The 17,024-nt window shown below is 48.7% G+C and carries 15 protein-coding genes; 11 read left to right on the plus strand and 4 right to left on the minus strand.

The window, feature by feature from the left end; genetic code table 11:
• Positions 1-28: 28 nt before the first annotated feature.
• From MMG82_RS05855 to MMG82_RS05865, 3 genes are all read right to left on the minus strand, one after another.
• Complete coding sequence (locus MMG82_RS05855; RefSeq protein WP_055647870.1) at positions 29-1,093, minus strand: aminoglycoside phosphotransferase family protein; 1,065 nt, start codon at positions 1,091-1,093, stop codon at positions 29-31.
• Positions 1,077-1,958, minus strand: a complete 882-nt coding sequence (locus tag MMG82_RS05860; protein ID WP_144375688.1) for an NTP transferase domain-containing protein — start codon at positions 1,956-1,958, stop codon at positions 1,077-1,079. Before MMG82_RS05860 ends, MMG82_RS05855 begins: the two co-directional genes overlap by 17 nt.
• 157 nt (positions 1,959-2,115) lie before the next feature.
• Positions 2,116-3,612, minus strand: a complete 1,497-nt coding sequence (locus MMG82_RS05865; RefSeq protein ID WP_241406603.1) for a hypothetical protein — start codon at positions 3,610-3,612, stop codon at positions 2,116-2,118.
• Between the two features lie 373 nt (positions 3,613-3,985).
• Here MMG82_RS05865 and gmk point away from each other — a divergent pair, with 373 nt between their 5' ends.
• From gmk to MMG82_RS05910, 9 genes are all read left to right on the plus strand, one after another.
• Positions 3,986-4,609, plus strand: coding sequence for a guanylate kinase (gene gmk / locus MMG82_RS05870; RefSeq protein WP_037426419.1), 624 nt, complete (start codon positions 3,986-3,988; stop codon positions 4,607-4,609).
• 58 nt (positions 4,610-4,667) lie between these two features.
• The gene (gene rpoZ, locus MMG82_RS05875; protein WP_007651394.1) at positions 4,668-4,946 is read left to right on the plus strand and encodes a DNA-directed RNA polymerase subunit omega; all 279 of its coding nucleotides are present in this window, start codon (positions 4,668-4,670) and stop codon (positions 4,944-4,946) included.
• Between the two features lie 43 nt (positions 4,947-4,989).
• On the plus strand, positions 4,990-7,092 hold the full coding sequence (spoT, locus tag MMG82_RS05880) for a bifunctional GTP diphosphokinase/guanosine-3',5'-bis pyrophosphate 3'-pyrophosphohydrolase (RefSeq protein ID WP_037413695.1): 2,103 nt from the start codon (positions 4,990-4,992) through the stop codon (positions 7,090-7,092).
• Positions 7,093-7,114: 22 nt separating this feature from the next.
• Entirely contained in the window at positions 7,115-7,498 is a 384-nt protein-coding gene (locus MMG82_RS05885) for a RidA family protein (protein WP_011624341.1), read from the plus strand.
• 232 nt (positions 7,499-7,730) lie between these two features.
• Positions 7,731-9,395, plus strand: a complete 1,665-nt coding sequence (locus MMG82_RS05890) for an AMP-binding protein (RefSeq protein WP_055647873.1) — start codon at positions 7,731-7,733, stop codon at positions 9,393-9,395.
• A gap of 157 nt (positions 9,396-9,552) precedes the next feature.
• Positions 9,553-10,503 (plus strand): calcium/sodium antiporter, encoded by a 951-nt coding sequence (locus MMG82_RS05895; protein WP_144346474.1) that lies wholly within the window; start codon positions 9,553-9,555, stop codon positions 10,501-10,503.
• A 185-nt stretch (positions 10,504-10,688) separates the two neighbouring features.
• The gene (locus MMG82_RS05900) at positions 10,689-11,393 is read left to right on the plus strand and encodes a hypothetical protein (protein ID WP_047534236.1); all 705 of its coding nucleotides are present in this window, start codon (positions 10,689-10,691) and stop codon (positions 11,391-11,393) included.
• A gap of 84 nt (positions 11,394-11,477) precedes the next feature.
• Positions 11,478-12,557 carry a sensor histidine kinase gene (locus MMG82_RS05905; RefSeq protein WP_047540113.1) on the plus strand — a complete coding sequence of 360 codons (1,080 nt, stop codon included), beginning with the start codon at positions 11,478-11,480 and terminating at the stop codon, positions 12,555-12,557.
• Complete coding sequence (locus tag MMG82_RS05910; protein ID WP_037413708.1) at positions 12,557-13,153, plus strand: response regulator transcription factor; 597 nt, start codon at positions 12,557-12,559, stop codon at positions 13,151-13,153. The genes MMG82_RS05905 and MMG82_RS05910 overlap by 1 nt, the downstream gene beginning before the upstream one ends.
• Positions 13,154-13,158: 5 nt before the next feature.
• Here the strand turns inward: MMG82_RS05910 and MMG82_RS05915 are convergent, their stop codons facing one another.
• Positions 13,159-14,274: a DUF1963 domain-containing protein gene (locus MMG82_RS05915; RefSeq protein WP_047534233.1), complete on the minus strand. Its 1,116-nt coding sequence runs from the start codon at positions 14,272-14,274 to the stop codon at positions 13,159-13,161.
• A gap of 215 nt (positions 14,275-14,489) precedes the next feature.
• Here MMG82_RS05915 and MMG82_RS05920 point away from each other — a divergent pair, with 215 nt between their 5' ends.
• Positions 14,490-16,016 (plus strand): YifB family Mg chelatase-like AAA ATPase, encoded by a 1,527-nt coding sequence (locus tag MMG82_RS05920; RefSeq protein ID WP_047534230.1) that lies wholly within the window; start codon positions 14,490-14,492, stop codon positions 16,014-16,016.
• Between the two features lie 100 nt (positions 16,017-16,116).
• Positions 16,117-17,019 (plus strand): acyltransferase, encoded by a 903-nt coding sequence (locus tag MMG82_RS05925; protein ID WP_037413712.1) that lies wholly within the window; start codon positions 16,117-16,119, stop codon positions 17,017-17,019.
• The last annotated feature ends 5 nt before the right edge of the window (positions 17,020-17,024 follow it).

Below are 17,024 nucleotides of genomic sequence, written 5' to 3' on the forward strand. Positions count from 1 at the left end.
ACGCCCCGTTTGGGGCGTTTGATTAGGGCTAGAAGCAAGCCTTTAACTCGGCTTCTTGATCTAACAGGCTTTGATACAAGGTAAACTGGTTCGCCGCTCTATCCAGATTATGACCCTCACGGTGCACGTGGAAATACACGTCGCCATTGAGATAATCCGTTAAAAAACGCACGCCGATCATCAGGCAAATGACTCGCGCCCCAAGCCAAAGGCTGCGTTTTTCGACCTCAGTTAATACCTCGGAGAGCTCACTTAAATAGCCACGGCAAATGGCGGCAAAGATCGACTGGCGCACTTTAACATTTTCAAGGGCAGTAGAATCTTCTTCCTCGGGCGAACAGAAGGTACGCACCATATCGCCAAAGTCATACATTAGATGACCTTTCATGCAGGTGTCTAAATCGATAATCGCCATGCTCGACATGTCGCGCTTATCAAACAACATATTGTTGATTTTCGTGTCGTTATGGCAGATCCGCAGCGGTAACTGCGGCGAGATTTCAGCCAGTTCATCCAATAAACTTTGCTGCGACAGCGCGTAATCAACCCATTGACGGCACGACTCTAAGCGTTTGGCTTTATCCTGCTGCACCGCTTGGCGCAGCATTTCCATCCGTCCTGGCAAGTGATGAAACTGCGGGATCACATCTTCAAGCTCGGTGGCGTCAAAATCACTTAATGCACAGGCAAAGTGACCAAAGGCCTTGGCGGCCATTTCAGCCTGCGCTTCAGACTTCACCACTTCGATACTTAAACTATGGGGTAAATAACTGATCGCACGCCAAAATCCCTGCTCACCTAAGTCGATAGCAAGTTCACCCTCTTGGGTAAGACAAGGGCTAACCACTTGCAGACCATATTGCTGCTGCAATGCCTTGGCGCATAAATGATGGCTGATCTTATCGGCATTACTCACCAGCGCCTGCGGCGTCTTAAACACTTGGGTGTTAATACGTTGCAGCACCAATTCACCCGTAGGCCAACGCACTAATAAGGTGTCGTTAATATGACCATTCCCTAACGCTGAGATTTTTGCCTCGTCGGCTTCAATTCCAAAATGAGGCAACACTGACTGCCTAATGAGTTTTATCACCCAATAACTCCATTAATTTTTGCTTTACCCAGACAGTATCCTGCGGATAGGTCACACCGAGCCAAGGTTCGCTGGCCACATCAACATAAACGGGCACACCTTGCTCAATTGCCGCCTGAACCACAGCAGGCAAATAACACTCCGATTTCGGCAATTGGCCCTGTTGTTCAATAAATGCGGTTAATTGCTGTTTAATAACATCAAATATGCTTGGCGAAAAGCCCCAGCAGGTCATGGATACCAGCGACTGTGAAGGAAGCTTTGCTAATCCCATTGGCCCTTCGCCCACAAAACCATCTTCTTGTGCTTGAATATTTAACCACTCGGCAACCGAGCGTAGTTGCCCATGCTCAACTTGGCATAAGCCACGGTTTACTCCGCCATGTTCAGATAACGTTAGCTCGATAGGATAAGCCACCATCATCCAATCCTTAGGTCTCGCGGTTAAGCCTTGTGCTAACGAGGCAAAGGCGCTGTCACCGTAAAAGTCATCGGCATTGATCACTGCCATTGGCCCTGTTACCCAATCGCGGGCACACCAGAGCGCATGCGCTGTCCCCCAAGGCTTTAAACGATGGCTAAAATCAGCAAGCTTTGCGTCTTGTGGTAAATCACTTAATGACTGGTAGCAAAAGTGATATTCAAAGTTTGCGGGTAAAAACTGCGTCAATATCCCGGAGAGCTCCGCCTCAAGCTCAGGGCGGATCACTAATACGGCGCGCTGAAACCCACTGCGAATAGCCGATAAAATAGATAACACCAACATGGGTTCGCCCGCAGGCCCAAGGGAGGCTAACTGCTTATCGCCGCCAAAACGACTACCAAGGCCCGCCGCCATAATGACTAAGGTCAAATCTGTATTCATGTGGGATTGAGTTTTCAGTTCGTATTAAAGAAATTTTCCCGAACCTCGCCGTCATCGGCTATGCGAGCGCATGTAACACAAGATCGGAGAAAAAGAGGAGCAAAAGTGTAATCTACCCCTCTAATCCTGACTAGCATTTAAGCTTATTTTTATCTATTTAACGGGCTAAATAAGTTCCAAAGGCACGATTTGGCTCTAAAACCGCTTGGCTGCCTTTGAGGCTGAACTTATAACCACACAAACCAATGCTGCCACGGCGGGCTAAATCGGTAATGATATTAGCGGTATCAAGCGGCGTGAAACGCGCTTCAGTTGCAGAGTCGGCAAGCAAGTCCACAGTGATAGTGCGATACTCAGTGCCATTATTAAACACCAGTGCACTACAACTCTTATCACCCTTCGCCGTAGCAATAGACCACAGGTTTTGCGGCTTGTCGCGTTCACCCAACCAACGAATAATTAATACATCTTGCTCTAACGCCACCGAAAAACCGTCGGGCAGATCTAAGGTCACACGATCGCTTGCTGCAATAGGTGCTGAAGGCACCGCTGGCACAACCGATTCGTCTACCTGCGACTCATCAGAACTAGGCCATAATCCCCATACCAGCAAGACTAACAACACAGCGCCCGCACCGCCGCCGACAGGCAACCAGTAACGGCGTTCCAGCTTAGGTAATTTAGGCAACTTAACATAACGACGATAAGGAGCAAAAAACTCCGCGACGCCCCTAAACAATTCAGTCATCGAACCGGATTCTTTAGCTTCGGCGCGGCGACGACGCACTTCTTCAGCATGCTCGGTATCATTAAATACCTCAGCATCGTCATCGGGATCAAAGCGCCATACCGGCTCATCACTGTGCTCAGCAGGATCAAGCGGCGCACGCTTAAATTCCTCTCCCTGCAAATCCACTTGAGCTAAATCTACCTCGGCGAGGTCGATTCGCGTTTGCTCTACTCGGCTCGGATTAGCGGGACGAAAATCGGCATGCCCCTCAATTACAGCATCAGGCACCACAAAATCCGCTGGATTGGCAGTCATCTTAGTTAAGGCATCAAAGCGCAGCTCATCTTGGCGCAACACCTCAAGTTCTGGCTCAGCAACAGCAGACGAAATAGTTGGCTCTGTCTGGGAATAAGCTTCTGCCGGAGCCGCAACAGGAATATTTGCTGATACATCAGGCACCGCATTTTGCGCAGCAGCCGCCTTTGGCGTGATCACAGGTTCAACTCGGCGACGGGGGATCGCCTGCGAGATAGGCGCATCGAGTGCTGGTCCATAATAACCAAAACGGTAATCCACTATGGTTGGCGACTTCAAACGGGTTCCCCAAAAAGTCGCGCCAGCCCCCAACACTAACCCTAATATCGCCAATACTGGTGGCGCAGCCACAATATACAGAGCCAGTAAAATCAGTAGCGGCAGAATAAAGACTGCAACCAAGGCCTTAGGCTTAGCCGCATCATTTAAACGACGCAGCGCCGTGAGGGCAAGTAAAGGCAGGCCCGCTAACGCTAAAAGATACATGAGAAAGTTCGCCCCAAATGCGGCGACAGCCAGTGATATGCCTAAATAGACACCAACACTGATAGCAACAAAGCGGGGGCGGGAATCACGCCCGTGAAGGCAGAAAAGAGATTTTAACAGCACGACCCTTCCTTTATAGTGAAATAATTCAAGCGCACACGACTCTCAATGTCGCATAGGCATGAGCGTAACGAATTTAGCCGCAATTGTCAGTGCAATAAGACGCTAGATAAGCAAAAATGCTGATTATATCCATCTAAAGCTAAATCAGGCTTAATTCTCAGGCTCAGCAAGGCTTAGGGACGCAGAGATTTTCAGTATCCGATCTTTGAGTCACAGTAAACCGTAAAAATGCACCAACGGCAGCGTTAACTGTCGCAAAACATAAATAGACAACAATTGCTGGCTAACAAGCCCTAGCGTTTTTAAGGTCAAAATCTGTATAATACTCGGCTTTCTGGGCCCTTCTTGCGTTAACCAACTGGATATTTAGCTCATGACCGCACGCGGAAATTTATTTATTGTGTCAGCGCCAAGTGGTGCGGGTAAATCCTCGCTAATTTCGGCATTGTTAAAAGACAAACCTGCCGATATGCAGGTTTCAGTATCGCACACCACCCGCGCGCCACGCCCAGGTGAAGTTGATGGTCAACACTACCATTTTGTTAATGTTGAAGAATTTAAAGCACTGATCGCGCAAAATGCCTTTTTTGAGTGGGCCGAAGTGTTTGGCAATTATTACGGCACATCGCGCCATGTGATTGAGCACACCTTAACTCAAGGTATTGATGTATTTCTCGATATCGACTGGCAAGGTGCCCAACAAGTCAAAGCTTTGATGCCAGAAGCCGTGGGCGTATTTATTCTGCCACCCTCACGGGATGAGCTAGAGCGTCGCCTGACTGGCCGCGGCCAAGACAGCCAAGATGTGATCGCCAGCCGTATGGCACAGGCGGTTTCTGAAATGTCTCACTATAAAGAATATGATTTTATTATCGTCAATGACGATTTTGACACAGCACTGGCGGATCTGCGGGCGATCATTCGCAGCCAACGCTTAACGGGTGCTAGTCAGATCCACGCGCAAAATGATATGCTTAACGATCTGTTGGCAGGCTAACTGCCATAGTGTACAATTTTGCGTCATTTTTTCCCTAGATAAACTGGAGTTTCAACACATGGCTCGCGTAACTGTAGAAGACGCCGTAGAACAAATCGGCAACCGTTTTGATATGATCCTGGTTGCGGCGCGTCGTGCTCGCCAAATCGCCGTGCAGGGTAAAGACCCTATGGTTGAAGAGATGAACGACAAACCAACGGTTATCGCCCTGCGTGAAATCGAACTAGGTTTAGTGAATGCTCACACTTTAGATGCTGATGAGCGTCAAACTGTGCGTGAGCGTGAAGCTGCTGAAATCGCAGCTGTTGCAGCCATCGCTGAAGGCCGTTCACTATAAGTTTGATTGAGTCACACCTGTTTGGGTAAAGGAGAGCTGCCACTTGTATCTGTTTGAAGGTCTAAAGGAGTCTGCTTCCGGTTACTTAGAACCTGAACAGGTAGAATTGCTCAAGCAGGCTTACCAAGTTGCGCGTGATGCCCATGAAGGGCAAATGCGCACTAGCGGCGAACCTTATATTACCCATCCGGTTGCGGTCGCCCGCATCCTCGCCGAAATGCGTCTCGACCATGAGACGCTGATGGCGGCATTGCTGCACGACACCATCGAAGATACCTATGTCACCAAAGAAGATTTAGCCGAGCGATTTGGCGAATCGGTGGCTGAATTGGTTGAAGGGGTGTCTAAGCTCGACAAGCTGAAATTTCGCGATAAGAAAGAAGCTCAAGCAGAAAACTTTCGCAAAATGATGATGGCGATGACGCAGGATATCCGCGTTATTCTCATCAAGCTTGCCGACCGCACTCACAATATGCGCACCTTAGGCGCGCTGCGTCCTGACAAACGCCGTCGTATTGCCCGCGAAACCTTAGAGATTTACGCCCCCATTGCCAACCGACTCGGTATTCACAATATCAAGACTGAGTTAGAGGATTTAGGTTTTCAAGCCTACTATCCCATGCGCTATCGGGTACTAAGGGAAGTGGTAAAAGCGGCTCGAGGCAACCGTAAAGAGCTCATTCAAGGTATTGAGGCCGCGGTACTCACCCGCTTAAACGATGCGGGCATTAAGGGCAAAGTCAAAGGGCGCGAGAAAAACCTCTACTCCATCTATAACAAGATGCAGAGTAAAGAGCTGCAATTTCAAGAAGTCATGGATATCTATGCCTTCCGCGTGATTGTCGACTCCATCGATACCTGTTATCGCGTGCTCGGTGCGATGCATGGCCTGTATAAACCACGTCCAGGTCGCTTTAAAGATTATATTGCTATCCCAAAAGCCAACGGCTATCAGTCGTTACATACCTCGTTATTCGGCCCCCACGGCGTACCCGTCGAGATCCAAATTCGTACCGAAGATATGGATCAAATGGCCGATAAAGGGGTTGCGGCCCACTGGGCTTACAAAGGCGGTGCCGATGGTCAAGGCACCACCACGCAAGTGCGTGCCCGTAAGTGGATGCAAAGCTTGCTGGAACTGCAACAGAGCGCCAGCACCTCCTTCGAATTCGTGGAAAACGTCAAAACCGAACTCTTCCCCGAAGAGATTTACGTGTTTACCCCCGAAGGTCGCATTTTAGAATTACCGGTTAACGCCACCGCCGTCGACTTTGCCTATGAAGTCCACACCGATGTGGGTAACACCTGTGTCGGCGCCCGCGTTAACCGCCAAGCTTATCCGTTAAGCCAGCCATTAATCTCCGGCCAAACCGTTGAGATCATTACCGCTAAAGGCGCGCGTCCGAATGCCGCTTGGCTTAACTTTGTGGTCACGGGTAAAGCCCGCGCCAAAATCCGCCAAGTGCTCAAGAGCCTAAAAGCAGACGATGCTATCGCCCTTGGCCGCCGTTTGCTTAACCATGCGCTAGGTAAAACCAAACTCGATAGCATTCCTGCCGAGCAGATTGATAAAGTTGTGCGCGATACTAAGCACGCCAATTTAAATTCCTTACTCGCCGACATCGGCCTTGGCAATGCCATGAGCATAGTCATCGCCCAACGTTTGATTGGCGATAATTTAGAGAATCAAGAGAGCCGCGATTCTCACCTGATGCCAATCCGCGGCGCCGAAGGCATGTTAGTGACCTTCGCCAACTGCTGCCGCCCCATCCCTGGTGATGCGGTGATTGCCCACGTGAGCCAAGGTAAAGGCTTAGTCGTCCACATGGAAAACTGCGCTAACATTCGCGGTTACCAAGGCGAGCCAGATAAATACATTCCCGTACAGTGGGACAATGTCGAAGGCGTCGAGTATCAAGCCAATCTGCGGGTGGAAATTGTTAACCACCAAGGCGCGCTGGCCAAGATCACCTCGATTATCGCCGCCGAGGGCTCGAACATTCACAACCTTAGCACCGAAGAGCGCGATGGCCGCGTTTACTTGATTAACCTGCGGATTTCGGTGAAGGACAGGATCCATTTAGCTAACGTGATGCGCCGTATCCGGGTACTGCCCGAGGTGTTGCGTACATCCCGTAATCGTTGATCATTTATCTAGAGAGAGCGTCATGGCAGAAAAAATCATTATCGCGACCGAAAACGCCCCAGCGGCAATTGGCACTTATTCTCAAGCGGTTAAAGTCGGCAACACAGTATATTTATCCGGCCAAATCCCACTGGTGCCAAGCACAATGCAAATCGTGAGCGATGATTTTGAGGCGCAAGTTGTGCAAGTGTTTGAAAACTTAACGGCCGTTTGTACCGCTGCTGGCGGCACAATCAACGATATCGTTAAGCTCAATATCTTCCTCACCGATTTAAGCCACTTCGCCAAAGTGAATGAAATCATGAGCCGTTACTTCAGCCAACCTTACCCAGCTCGCGCCGCTATCGGTGTGAAGCAGCTGCCTAAGGATGCACAAGTCGAAATGGACGGCGTGATGGAGCTGTAAGCTTCCACCGATATGAAAGGCGCTTAGGCGCCTTTTTTATTGCCTAATGCGCCCCGCGACTCCTGCTCTGACCTGTTATTAAGTTCATTTTCATTTCATACTCGCCCATTAGGCTGTTTTGCAGATTTAGTGATTTTACAATCTTGCAAACTATTTGCGCGGCCTCACAAAACTCGCCATACTGGGCACCTATGTTGGGGTGAAAATAACAATAAAGAACAGGGAATTGCCTATGGATAAAGCGATTAAGACGCCAATTGAAATGCTGGCGCACTGGGCGAATACGCGTGGGGATGAGATTTATTTGCGCCAGCCAATCAAGGGGCAATACCTTGATTTCACTTGGAATGAAGTACAAGAAAAAGTCCAACAACTCGCTGGCGCGTTGCGCCATTTAGGCTTAGAGCCGGGCGATAAGATTGCCGTTCTGTCTAAAAACTGTGCCGAATGGTTTATCACCGACCTCGCCCTGATGCACGGTGGCTATATCAGCGTTCCTATTTATCCGACTGCGAATCCAGATACCATTCGCTATGTATTGCAGCATAGTGGGGCTAAAGCGATTGTCCTCGGTAAGCTCGATCATTGGGCCGATCAAGAAGCCGGTGTCGGCGGCGAATTATTGCGCCTTGCTATGCCCTACGACACCATGCCAGCTCAATATCAATGGGAACAATTGCTCAATATGGGCAACCCGTTGATTGAAGCGCCATTACCCGAACCCGATCAGATAATGACGCTGATTTATACCTCGGGCTCAACGGGTCAACCTAAAGGTGCGATTCAAACCTATGCTAGCTATGGTTGGACTTGCCAAGCGGTGGTGCGCGATCTACGTACAGATGGTAAAGATAGATTATTGTCCTACTTACCGTTAGCCCATATTACCGAGCGCGTGGCGATCGAAGGCTCGTCTTTTTATTCCGGCAGTACCGTCGCCTTCGTCGAAAGCTTAGACTCCTTCGTTGCGGATGTGCAGCGCGCTAAACCAACGGTGTTTTTCTCCGTTCCACGGCTGTGGAGCCTGTTCCAAAAGAACATTATCGACAAGATTGGTGTCGGAAAACTCAATCTGCTGCTAAAAATTCCACTGATTAGCAGCCTAGTAAAACACAAGATCCATAAGGGCTTAGGACTCAACCATTGCCGTTTACTCGGCTCTGGCTCAGCGCCTATTCCGCCCTCACTCATCCACTGGTATCACAGTATTGGGCTGGATATTTGTGAGGCTTGGGGCATGACAGAAAACTGTGCTTACTCCATCATCAACTACCCTTTCGATGCACGTAAAATCGGCACTGTGGGTAAGCCAGTTCAAGATTGCCAAATCCGCCAAGGTGAAGATGGCGAGCTACTCATTAAGAGCCCAGGCCTAATGACCGCCTATTATCTGCAACCTGAAGCCACCGCGGCGGCCTTCGATGCTGATGGTTTCTTCCATACTGGCGATCTCTGCGCCATCGATGCCGATGGTTGTGTGACGATAACTGGCCGCGTGAAAGACAACTTTAAAACCGCTAAAGGCAAATATGTGGCACCAGTGCCAATTGAGCGCAAGCTTGCACAAGATCCTCATGTGGAGCTGATTTGTGTTATTGGCTCTGGTTTGCCGCACCCTGTAGCCCTAGTGCAGCTCTCTGAGGGAGCTAACCTACAAGCCCGTGAAGAAGTACGCGCTTCCCTTAAAGCGACACTCGATAGTGTGAATCCACATTTAGAATCCCACGAACATGTGGATGCCATTGTGGTGGTGAGTGAACCTTGGACCATCGAAAACGATGTATTAACCCCCACACTGAAGATCAAGCGCCACGTGCTTGAGAAAGCCTTTAGCGAAAGGGTGGACGGGATCCGTGGTGCTCAAGTACGCTGGGAAGATGAGTTAGTCGCAAAATAGCGTCAAAACGCACCGTTATGATTAAAGCACGCTCTTCGGCGTGCTTTTTATGACATATTCTGTCAAAGCAATTTAAAAACACGTATCATGTACGCCTATCAGCGTAAGGTGATACACCTTAAATTAATTCACTCAATCAGGTTTAACAGAGTCCAAAATGCTTATTGCACTTTCAATTATCGGCGGCTTTCTTATTTTAACCTTAGGCGCAGAGGCCTTAGTCCGTGGAGCAACCACAATTGCGCTGCGTTTAGGCATAACTCCCCTAGTGATCGGCTTAACCATTGTCGCCTTTGGTACTAGCGCTCCGGAGCTTGCGGTCAGCGTTAAAGCGGCATTAGCAGGCAACAGCGGTATATCTCTTGGGAATGTCATTGGTTCCAACATTGTCAACATCGGCCTGATCCTTGCGATCACCGCGTTAATACGTCCTATCGAAGTCAAATCAGAAATGGTTAAGCGTGATATTCCTATCATGATCTTCGCTTCTATGCTGTTTTGGGGATTATTGCTAGATGGCGAACTCAGCTTGATTGACGGCATCATTTTATTATCACTCCTTGTCGGCTACTTGGTTTTCAGCTATTTCAGCGCCAAAAATACTACTGATGCCGATGGTGAAGTGATTGAAGAAGGTCCTAAAAATCCATTGCTTTCAATCGCGTTTATTATTGTCGGCATCGGAATGTTAGTCGGCGGTGGCATTTTATTTGTGAATGGCGCTGTTGATTTAGCCAAAGTATTTGGTGTTAGTGAAGTCATTATCGGCCTGACTATTGTCGCTATCGGTACCAGCATGCCAGAGCTAGTGACCTCGGTTTTAGCGGCACTCAAAGGCGAAAGCGATATTGCTATTGGTAATATCGTTGGGTCAAATATATTTAATATATTAGGTATTCTTGGCGTGACCGCCGTCGTTTATCCTGTATCTGGGCTTGGTTTCCAACCCTTAGACTTTATTGTCATGCTGGCGTTAGCCGTAATCATTTTACCCTTTGCTTGGTCTGGCCTACGAATTGGTCGCCGCGAAGGTGCCACGCTGCTTATTGCTTACTTAGGCTACATGGTTTACCTCGTTAACCAAGCTAGCAGCCAAGCGGTAGTCTAACGATTTACGCGTTCACCTTAGCTTACTAAAACACCGGAGCCACTCCGGTGTTTTGCTATGTAGCCATTAAAGAATGACATTTGTCATGCCTAATTGATGACCTTTGTGCCTGCAATCGTGTCGAGGGATTTCTGATAATGAAGCCGTACCCAAGCAATGGGCAATCTCTTCAATAAGGAAATACCATGAAAACACTTTTACTGCTATCAAGCCTTGCCCTCGCCTGCGTGCCAGCGTTCGCGGCTTCGAACTCTAGCCCCAATATCGCTGAGGCAGAGAAAGCGGCTAACACACTGAATATTGATAAATTGCAACAGCTCAGCACTGCCACTCAAGATTACGAGGCGGCTTATGCCAACTATCGTTTAGCCATCAGCGCCAATGTGATGGGACAAAAAACAATTGCAGATAATGCCTTAGCTTCGGCTCAAGCGAGCTTAGAAATCTTAACCAACAGTCAAGCCGATGCGGAATCCCTCGCGCTATTATCATCCGTGTATGGTATGCAAATCGCCTTGGATAACAGCAAAGGCGCTGAGCTTGGGATCAAATCCGCTAACGCCATTGCTCAGGCCGAACAGCTGGCACCGCTTAATCCGCGGGTCGCATTAGTGAAAGCGATTGCCGCCTATAATACGCCAGCAATGTTTGGGGGCAGCATGCAAGTTGCCAAGACGCTCGCCAGCAGCGCCATTGAGCGATTTAATCAACCTTGCGAGAACATTTGCTGGGGTGAGGCCGAAGCTTACACTTGGCGCGGACTGGCCAAACAAGAATTGGGGGATATCCAAGGCGCGATGGAAGATTGGCAACAGGCACTGCAAGTGGAAAAAGATTATGGTTGGGCTAAGTTTTTACTTCAGAAAAATCAGCAAATAAGTGCAAAATAACCCCAGAAAAGGCGAAAGGATTGGCTAATGTTTACGGCCAATCCTACTCTCAGCAGCCGCAAAATGGATCTTAGGCGAAGCGATATGACAAATAACCCCCTACAACTTGAACGAAAGCTCGCATGGGTGTACTTAATAAACCTCGCGTTTTATCTGATACCGCTGTTTATTACGCCTTATCCTAGCTGGCAAATTATCTTAATTTTAGCCGTGCTGGTTCCCTTTATTTACTGCTATTTTGGGACCTATCGCAGTAATTTCCGCAGCGCCCATCGGCCTATTATCGGCATGTTAGTACTTGCTATAGCCATTACCCCTATTAATCCCGGGTCCATCTCACTCTTTACCTTTGCCAGTTTCTTTATTGGTTTCTTTTATTCCTTTAGAGTTAGCTTGTTATGCTGGCTCGGGATACTAGTTACACTGTTCTTGCTCAACTACGTTAGTCAATTCAATAGCTACTATTTTCCAATGTACGGCTCAGCCTTAGTATTAGGGGTTGGTATGCTCGGTAAAGCAGAGCGAAGACGTTACCAGCATAGATTGAAGGAGCGACAAAGCGCCAAAGAGATCAGCACCTTAGCCACTATGGTTGAACGGGAGCGTATCGCCAGAGACTTGCACGATATTATGGGGCACAGTTTGTCATCGATTGCGCTAAAGGCTGAATTGGCCGAAAAACTACTGGCGAAACAAGAATATCAACTTGCAACGACTCAACTACAAGAGCTAGGACAAATTGCGCGGGAAAGCTTGAGCCAAATAAGGCATACCGTCTCAGACTATAAACACAAAGGCTTAGCAAGTTGCATCACCCAGCTATGTCATTCACTCAGGGACAAAGGCATCTACGTTGAGTTAATTGGTGAATTACCAAAACTGCCCGCCAGAACAGAAAGCCAACTTGTGCTGATTTTAACTGAACTCGTGAATAATATTTTGCGCCACAGCAACGCGAGCCAATGCAGCATTCAATTTAGTGAGCAGGCAAATACCCTTAATGTCGAGGTTAAAGATAATGCCTTAGCAAGACCTTTTGTCGAAGGAAATGGGCTCACAGGTATCCGTGAACGTCTCGATAGCCTCGGAGGTCATTTCAGTTATAATCTTGAGCAGGGATATGCCTTTAGCGTTACTTTACCTTTGCAGGGAGCAACAGATTAATGAAGATTCTATTGGCAGAAGATCAAGCCATGGTGCGCGGCGCACTAGCGGCACTGCTAACCCTTGCTGGCGGTTTTACCATTACTCAAGCCAGCGATGGCGACGAAGCGTTAACCCTTCTCAAACAACAGCATTTTGACCTGTTACTGACGGATATTGAAATGCCGGGACGAACAGGTTTGGAGCTAGCCGCTTGGCTAAAGGAGCAACATAGCCAAACCAAAGTGGTGGTGATCACAACTTTTGGCCGCGCGGGTTACATTAAACGCGCTATCGAAGCGGGTGTCGGTGGATTTTTGCTAAAAGATGCGCCCTCAGAAACCCTCGTCAGTTCAATTCAACAAGTGATGGCGGGTAAACGCGTTATCGATCCTGAGTTAGCCATGATGGCAATTGGCGATGTCGACCCCCTCAACGATAAAGAACGCCGCGCCCTACGTTTTGCCAGTGAAGGCAAATCCACCGCAGAGATAGCCGAGATGCTGTTTATTGCCGAAGGCACGGTACGTAACTATTTATCCGAAGCCATTGCCAAACTCAATGCGAGCAACCGAATCGATGCCGCCCGCATTGCCAAACAAAAAGGTTGGTTATAGCTCAGCTAGTTGTCATAAATGCAGTAAATGCGCTCGAATTTACCCAATGCGAGATCGTCTCGGTGGATAATAAAATTCAACTGCATTGAGTGCTCACTATAGACGACTTTAAGCAGCACCAGATAATCTTCAGCATTGCCGCCTAATTCAGCCGCGGCGTGGAGTTCGGGGGCTTTATAGCGGCTATCACCATGACCATTAATGCTGGCGATACCATTGTAATACGGCAGCGGCTGCTCGGGGACGAGCAATGCCTGCAAGTTGGATGACTGCCAGTCGGTATTAGCCCATTGCGATTGAGTGAGAATCTGACCAGGGATAAGCCCGTGCTCATTCAATTGTATCAGCTCATAGCCCTTGAGCTGATCTTGCCACTCTGGTACCAATTCATCATCCACAACCTCTATGGCCTCCAGCACCATGGCTTGTTGCGGTTCAGGTAGCGCTTGTAAACGTGCCTTGGCTAACTTTACTAAATGCGGGTTGTCACTATTAATCATGTCAGGGGCAATCATCTTAAGGCTGGCAATCCCCTGAAGTTGATAAGCCGTCTGATACTCATAGTTTGTACATACCGCATCGTCGAACTTAAGTGCGGCAATCGCTTTCCCAGAGTTCAGTTGCTGATCCTCAGCGACATAATAGACATGGCCGCGAAGCATTTCCGAGAATCGCCAGCGCTCTAAAAAGAATAACAATCGCCCTTCTCGGGGCAAATAAGATTGCAACGCCTTCAGTTCGCTACAATTGATTTGTGCGATAAATTGCATCGGCACACGGAAGGCCTGCGCCGCCTCGTCCCAGTCCCAATCTTGCGACCACCCATAATGCTCCTCGATATACTCGCGAGTATGCTCGAATTCCTCAGCGTAAGCATCCAGCATCGCCTCCCTTCCGACCAAGGTCACCGGATAATCCATCCCTACAGGTAAATCCGGCAATCCACCCAGTCGGCTGTTACCTAACTGGCTATAGTCTTCGTTTGCACAGGGATAGAGATCGACACTACTGCGAATAAATGCCGAAAGCGTATGGGCAAGATGCGGGTCTTTAAACTGCGCCAACTTTTGCTCGAGCAGCTGCTGACGAATGGGGGAATTTTCTGCTAACAACATATCCATATTGACCTCACGACTCCAATATTGGCTTTTTATCATTTCTATCAAATATTTGCTATCGCTTAACAGCTCAAATTGCCGAGGCTATCACGCTAACGCTAAAGCCTGAGTCAGCAGCTTGCGGTGCAGTCGGACAGCGATCCTATGAATTGAAAACCCTTAGGCGAATTACTGCTACACTCAAACTCTGCTCAAAAGATCAACAAAAGGATTTGTTTATGGCGATAGCCTGCGTGCATACCCGAGCCAGTTGTGGGGTTGAAGCACCCGAAGTCACGGTTGAAGTCCATCTTAGTAATGGCCTGCCGGCTTTTAATCTGGTGGGTTTGCCAGAAGCCTCTGTCAAAGAAGCCCGCGAGCGGGTACGCAGCGCCTTGATCAATGCGGGATTCGAGTTTCCGATGCGGCGAATAACCGTTAATCTCGCGCCGGCGGATTTACCCAAGCAAGGCGGCCGCTACGATTTACCTATCGCCATCGGCATTTTGGCTGCTTCAGAGCAAATCCCCCACACAAGCCTTAAGGATACCGAATTTGTCGGCGAACTTGCCCTCTCAGGGCAAATCCGCCACTGCCAAGGACTGCTGCCTGCGATCATTGCGGCTAAACGCCATAATAATCAGTTAATTCTGCCCCTCGAGAATCGCCACGACGCTGAGTTAGTTGGCTACCCTAAGGTCTACTTTGGCTCCCATTTGCAAAGTTTAGCGGCCTTTCTCCATGGACAAGCGCCACTTCCCATGTTGGAGCAGCAGCTCGAGTGGATCTCGGATGAGCCAGCGCAGTCCACGCCTTGCCTTAGCGAGGTGATAGGTCAATACCAAGCTAAACAAGCGCTTGAGATCGCCGCTGCAGGCAACCATAACCTATTAATGCTAGGTCCGCCGGGTACTGGCAAAACCATGTTAGCCAGCCGCATGATGGCGCTATTACCTGCACTCAATTATGAAGAAGCCTTAGAAGTGGCTGCAATTCATTCCGTCGCGGGCATCAATATCAAACCTGAGGACTTTCTTAAGCGACCATTTCGCGCGCCACACCATACTTGCTCCTCAATTTCCTTAGTCGGAGGTGGCAGTATTCCTAAGCCTGGCGAAATTTCATTGGCCCATCGCGGAGTATTATTTCTGGATGAAGTCGCTGAATTTCCAAGAAAAGTGCTCGACTGTTTGCGTGAACCTATGGAAACAGGTGAAGTGGTGATCTCCCGCGCGGCGGCAAAACTGACCTTTTTAAGCCGCTTTCAATTGATCGCCGCCATGAACCCCAGCCCGAGCGGCGATATCGACGGCCCCAATCGAGCTACACCCGATCAAATCCAGCGCTATCTCGCCAGGCTCTCTGGCCCGTTTATAGATAGATTTGATCTCACCATCGAAGTCCCCAAACTCCCAGCAGGCACCCTAACGCAACAGTCGACGCAAGGCGAAACCAGCCATCAAATCGCCAAACGAGTAAAATGCGCCCGCGATATTCAACTCGCCAGAGCGGGCGTGCTTAACAGCGAACTATCAGGTAAACAACTTAAGCAATTTAGTGGTATCAATGAGGCTGACCTAGTTTTTTTAGAACAGAGTGTCGTCAAGTTAGGATTATCCGTGCGCAGCTTTCATCGCATTCAACGGGTTGCCCGCACCATTGCCGACCTTGAGCAGGCCCCCAATACCGAAAGGCGCCACCTCGCCCAAGCCTTAGGTTATCGGGCTATGGATAAATTATTGGCCCGTTTATCCCAACAGTATTGAGACTCGAAATGTTAACAAATGCCCCGACCAGCCGCCCTAAGATTGAGCCAAACGCCGACACCGAGTAACATAGGCCTCCAATTTTTATCAGGGGGCGCCAATGGGGACGTTGTTTTCACAATTAAAAGGCTGCATAGCTTTCTTAGGCTATGTCGTGAATACGCTGTTTTGGGTTGTACCCATTGTTCTGGGCAGCTTCATTAAACTTATTCCTTTGCCTGTGTTGAGAACGGCGACGAGCTATTTTCTCGACTTTTGCGCCAGCGCTTGGATAAGCGTCAATGGGGTGATTGAACGTGTGCTGCACCCAGTGCAAATTGAGCTCTCGGGCGATAGCCAATTTTCTACCAAAGAATGGTATATGGTGATCGCTAATCATCAGTCTTGGGTCGATATTTTGATCCTGCAGCGCGTATTTAATCGCCGAATCCCGTTTTTGAAATTCTTCCTGAAACAAGAACTGATTTATGTGCCCGTGTTAGGGCTAGCATGGTGGGCATTAGATTTTCCTTTTATGCGCCGCTATAGCACAGCACAACTTAAAAAGAACCCAAAACTCAAGGGCAAAGATATCGAGATCACCCGTAAAGCCTGCGCAAAGTTTAAGACTAAGCCTGTGAGTGTGATGAACTTTGTCGAAGGAACACGCTTTACCAAGGCCAAACATAAAAAACAAAACTCACCGTTCCAACATCTGTTAAAACCTAAAGCGGGCGGCATGGCCTTTGCGCTATCCGCCATGGGAGAACAGATCCACAAGCTAGTCGATGTCACGATTTACTATCCAGATAGCGTTCCAAGCTATTGGGACTACCTGACAGGCAAGCTGCCAAAGGTTAAAGTACACATAACAGTGAAGGATATTTCGCCGGATATGCGTGGCGATTATATGAATGATCGCGAGTTTAAAATTAGCTTCCAAGAACAATTGAATGAACTTTGGCTCGCTAAAGATCAAGTGATCAGCCAATTGGCTGGGCAAGCGGACCAAGAAGTAAGGTAAAACCT

This window comes from Shewanella sp. MM_2022_3, assembly GCF_022557375.1.
GTDB classification, from domain to species: domain Bacteria; phylum Pseudomonadota; class Gammaproteobacteria; order Enterobacterales; family Shewanellaceae; genus Shewanella; species Shewanella xiamenensis.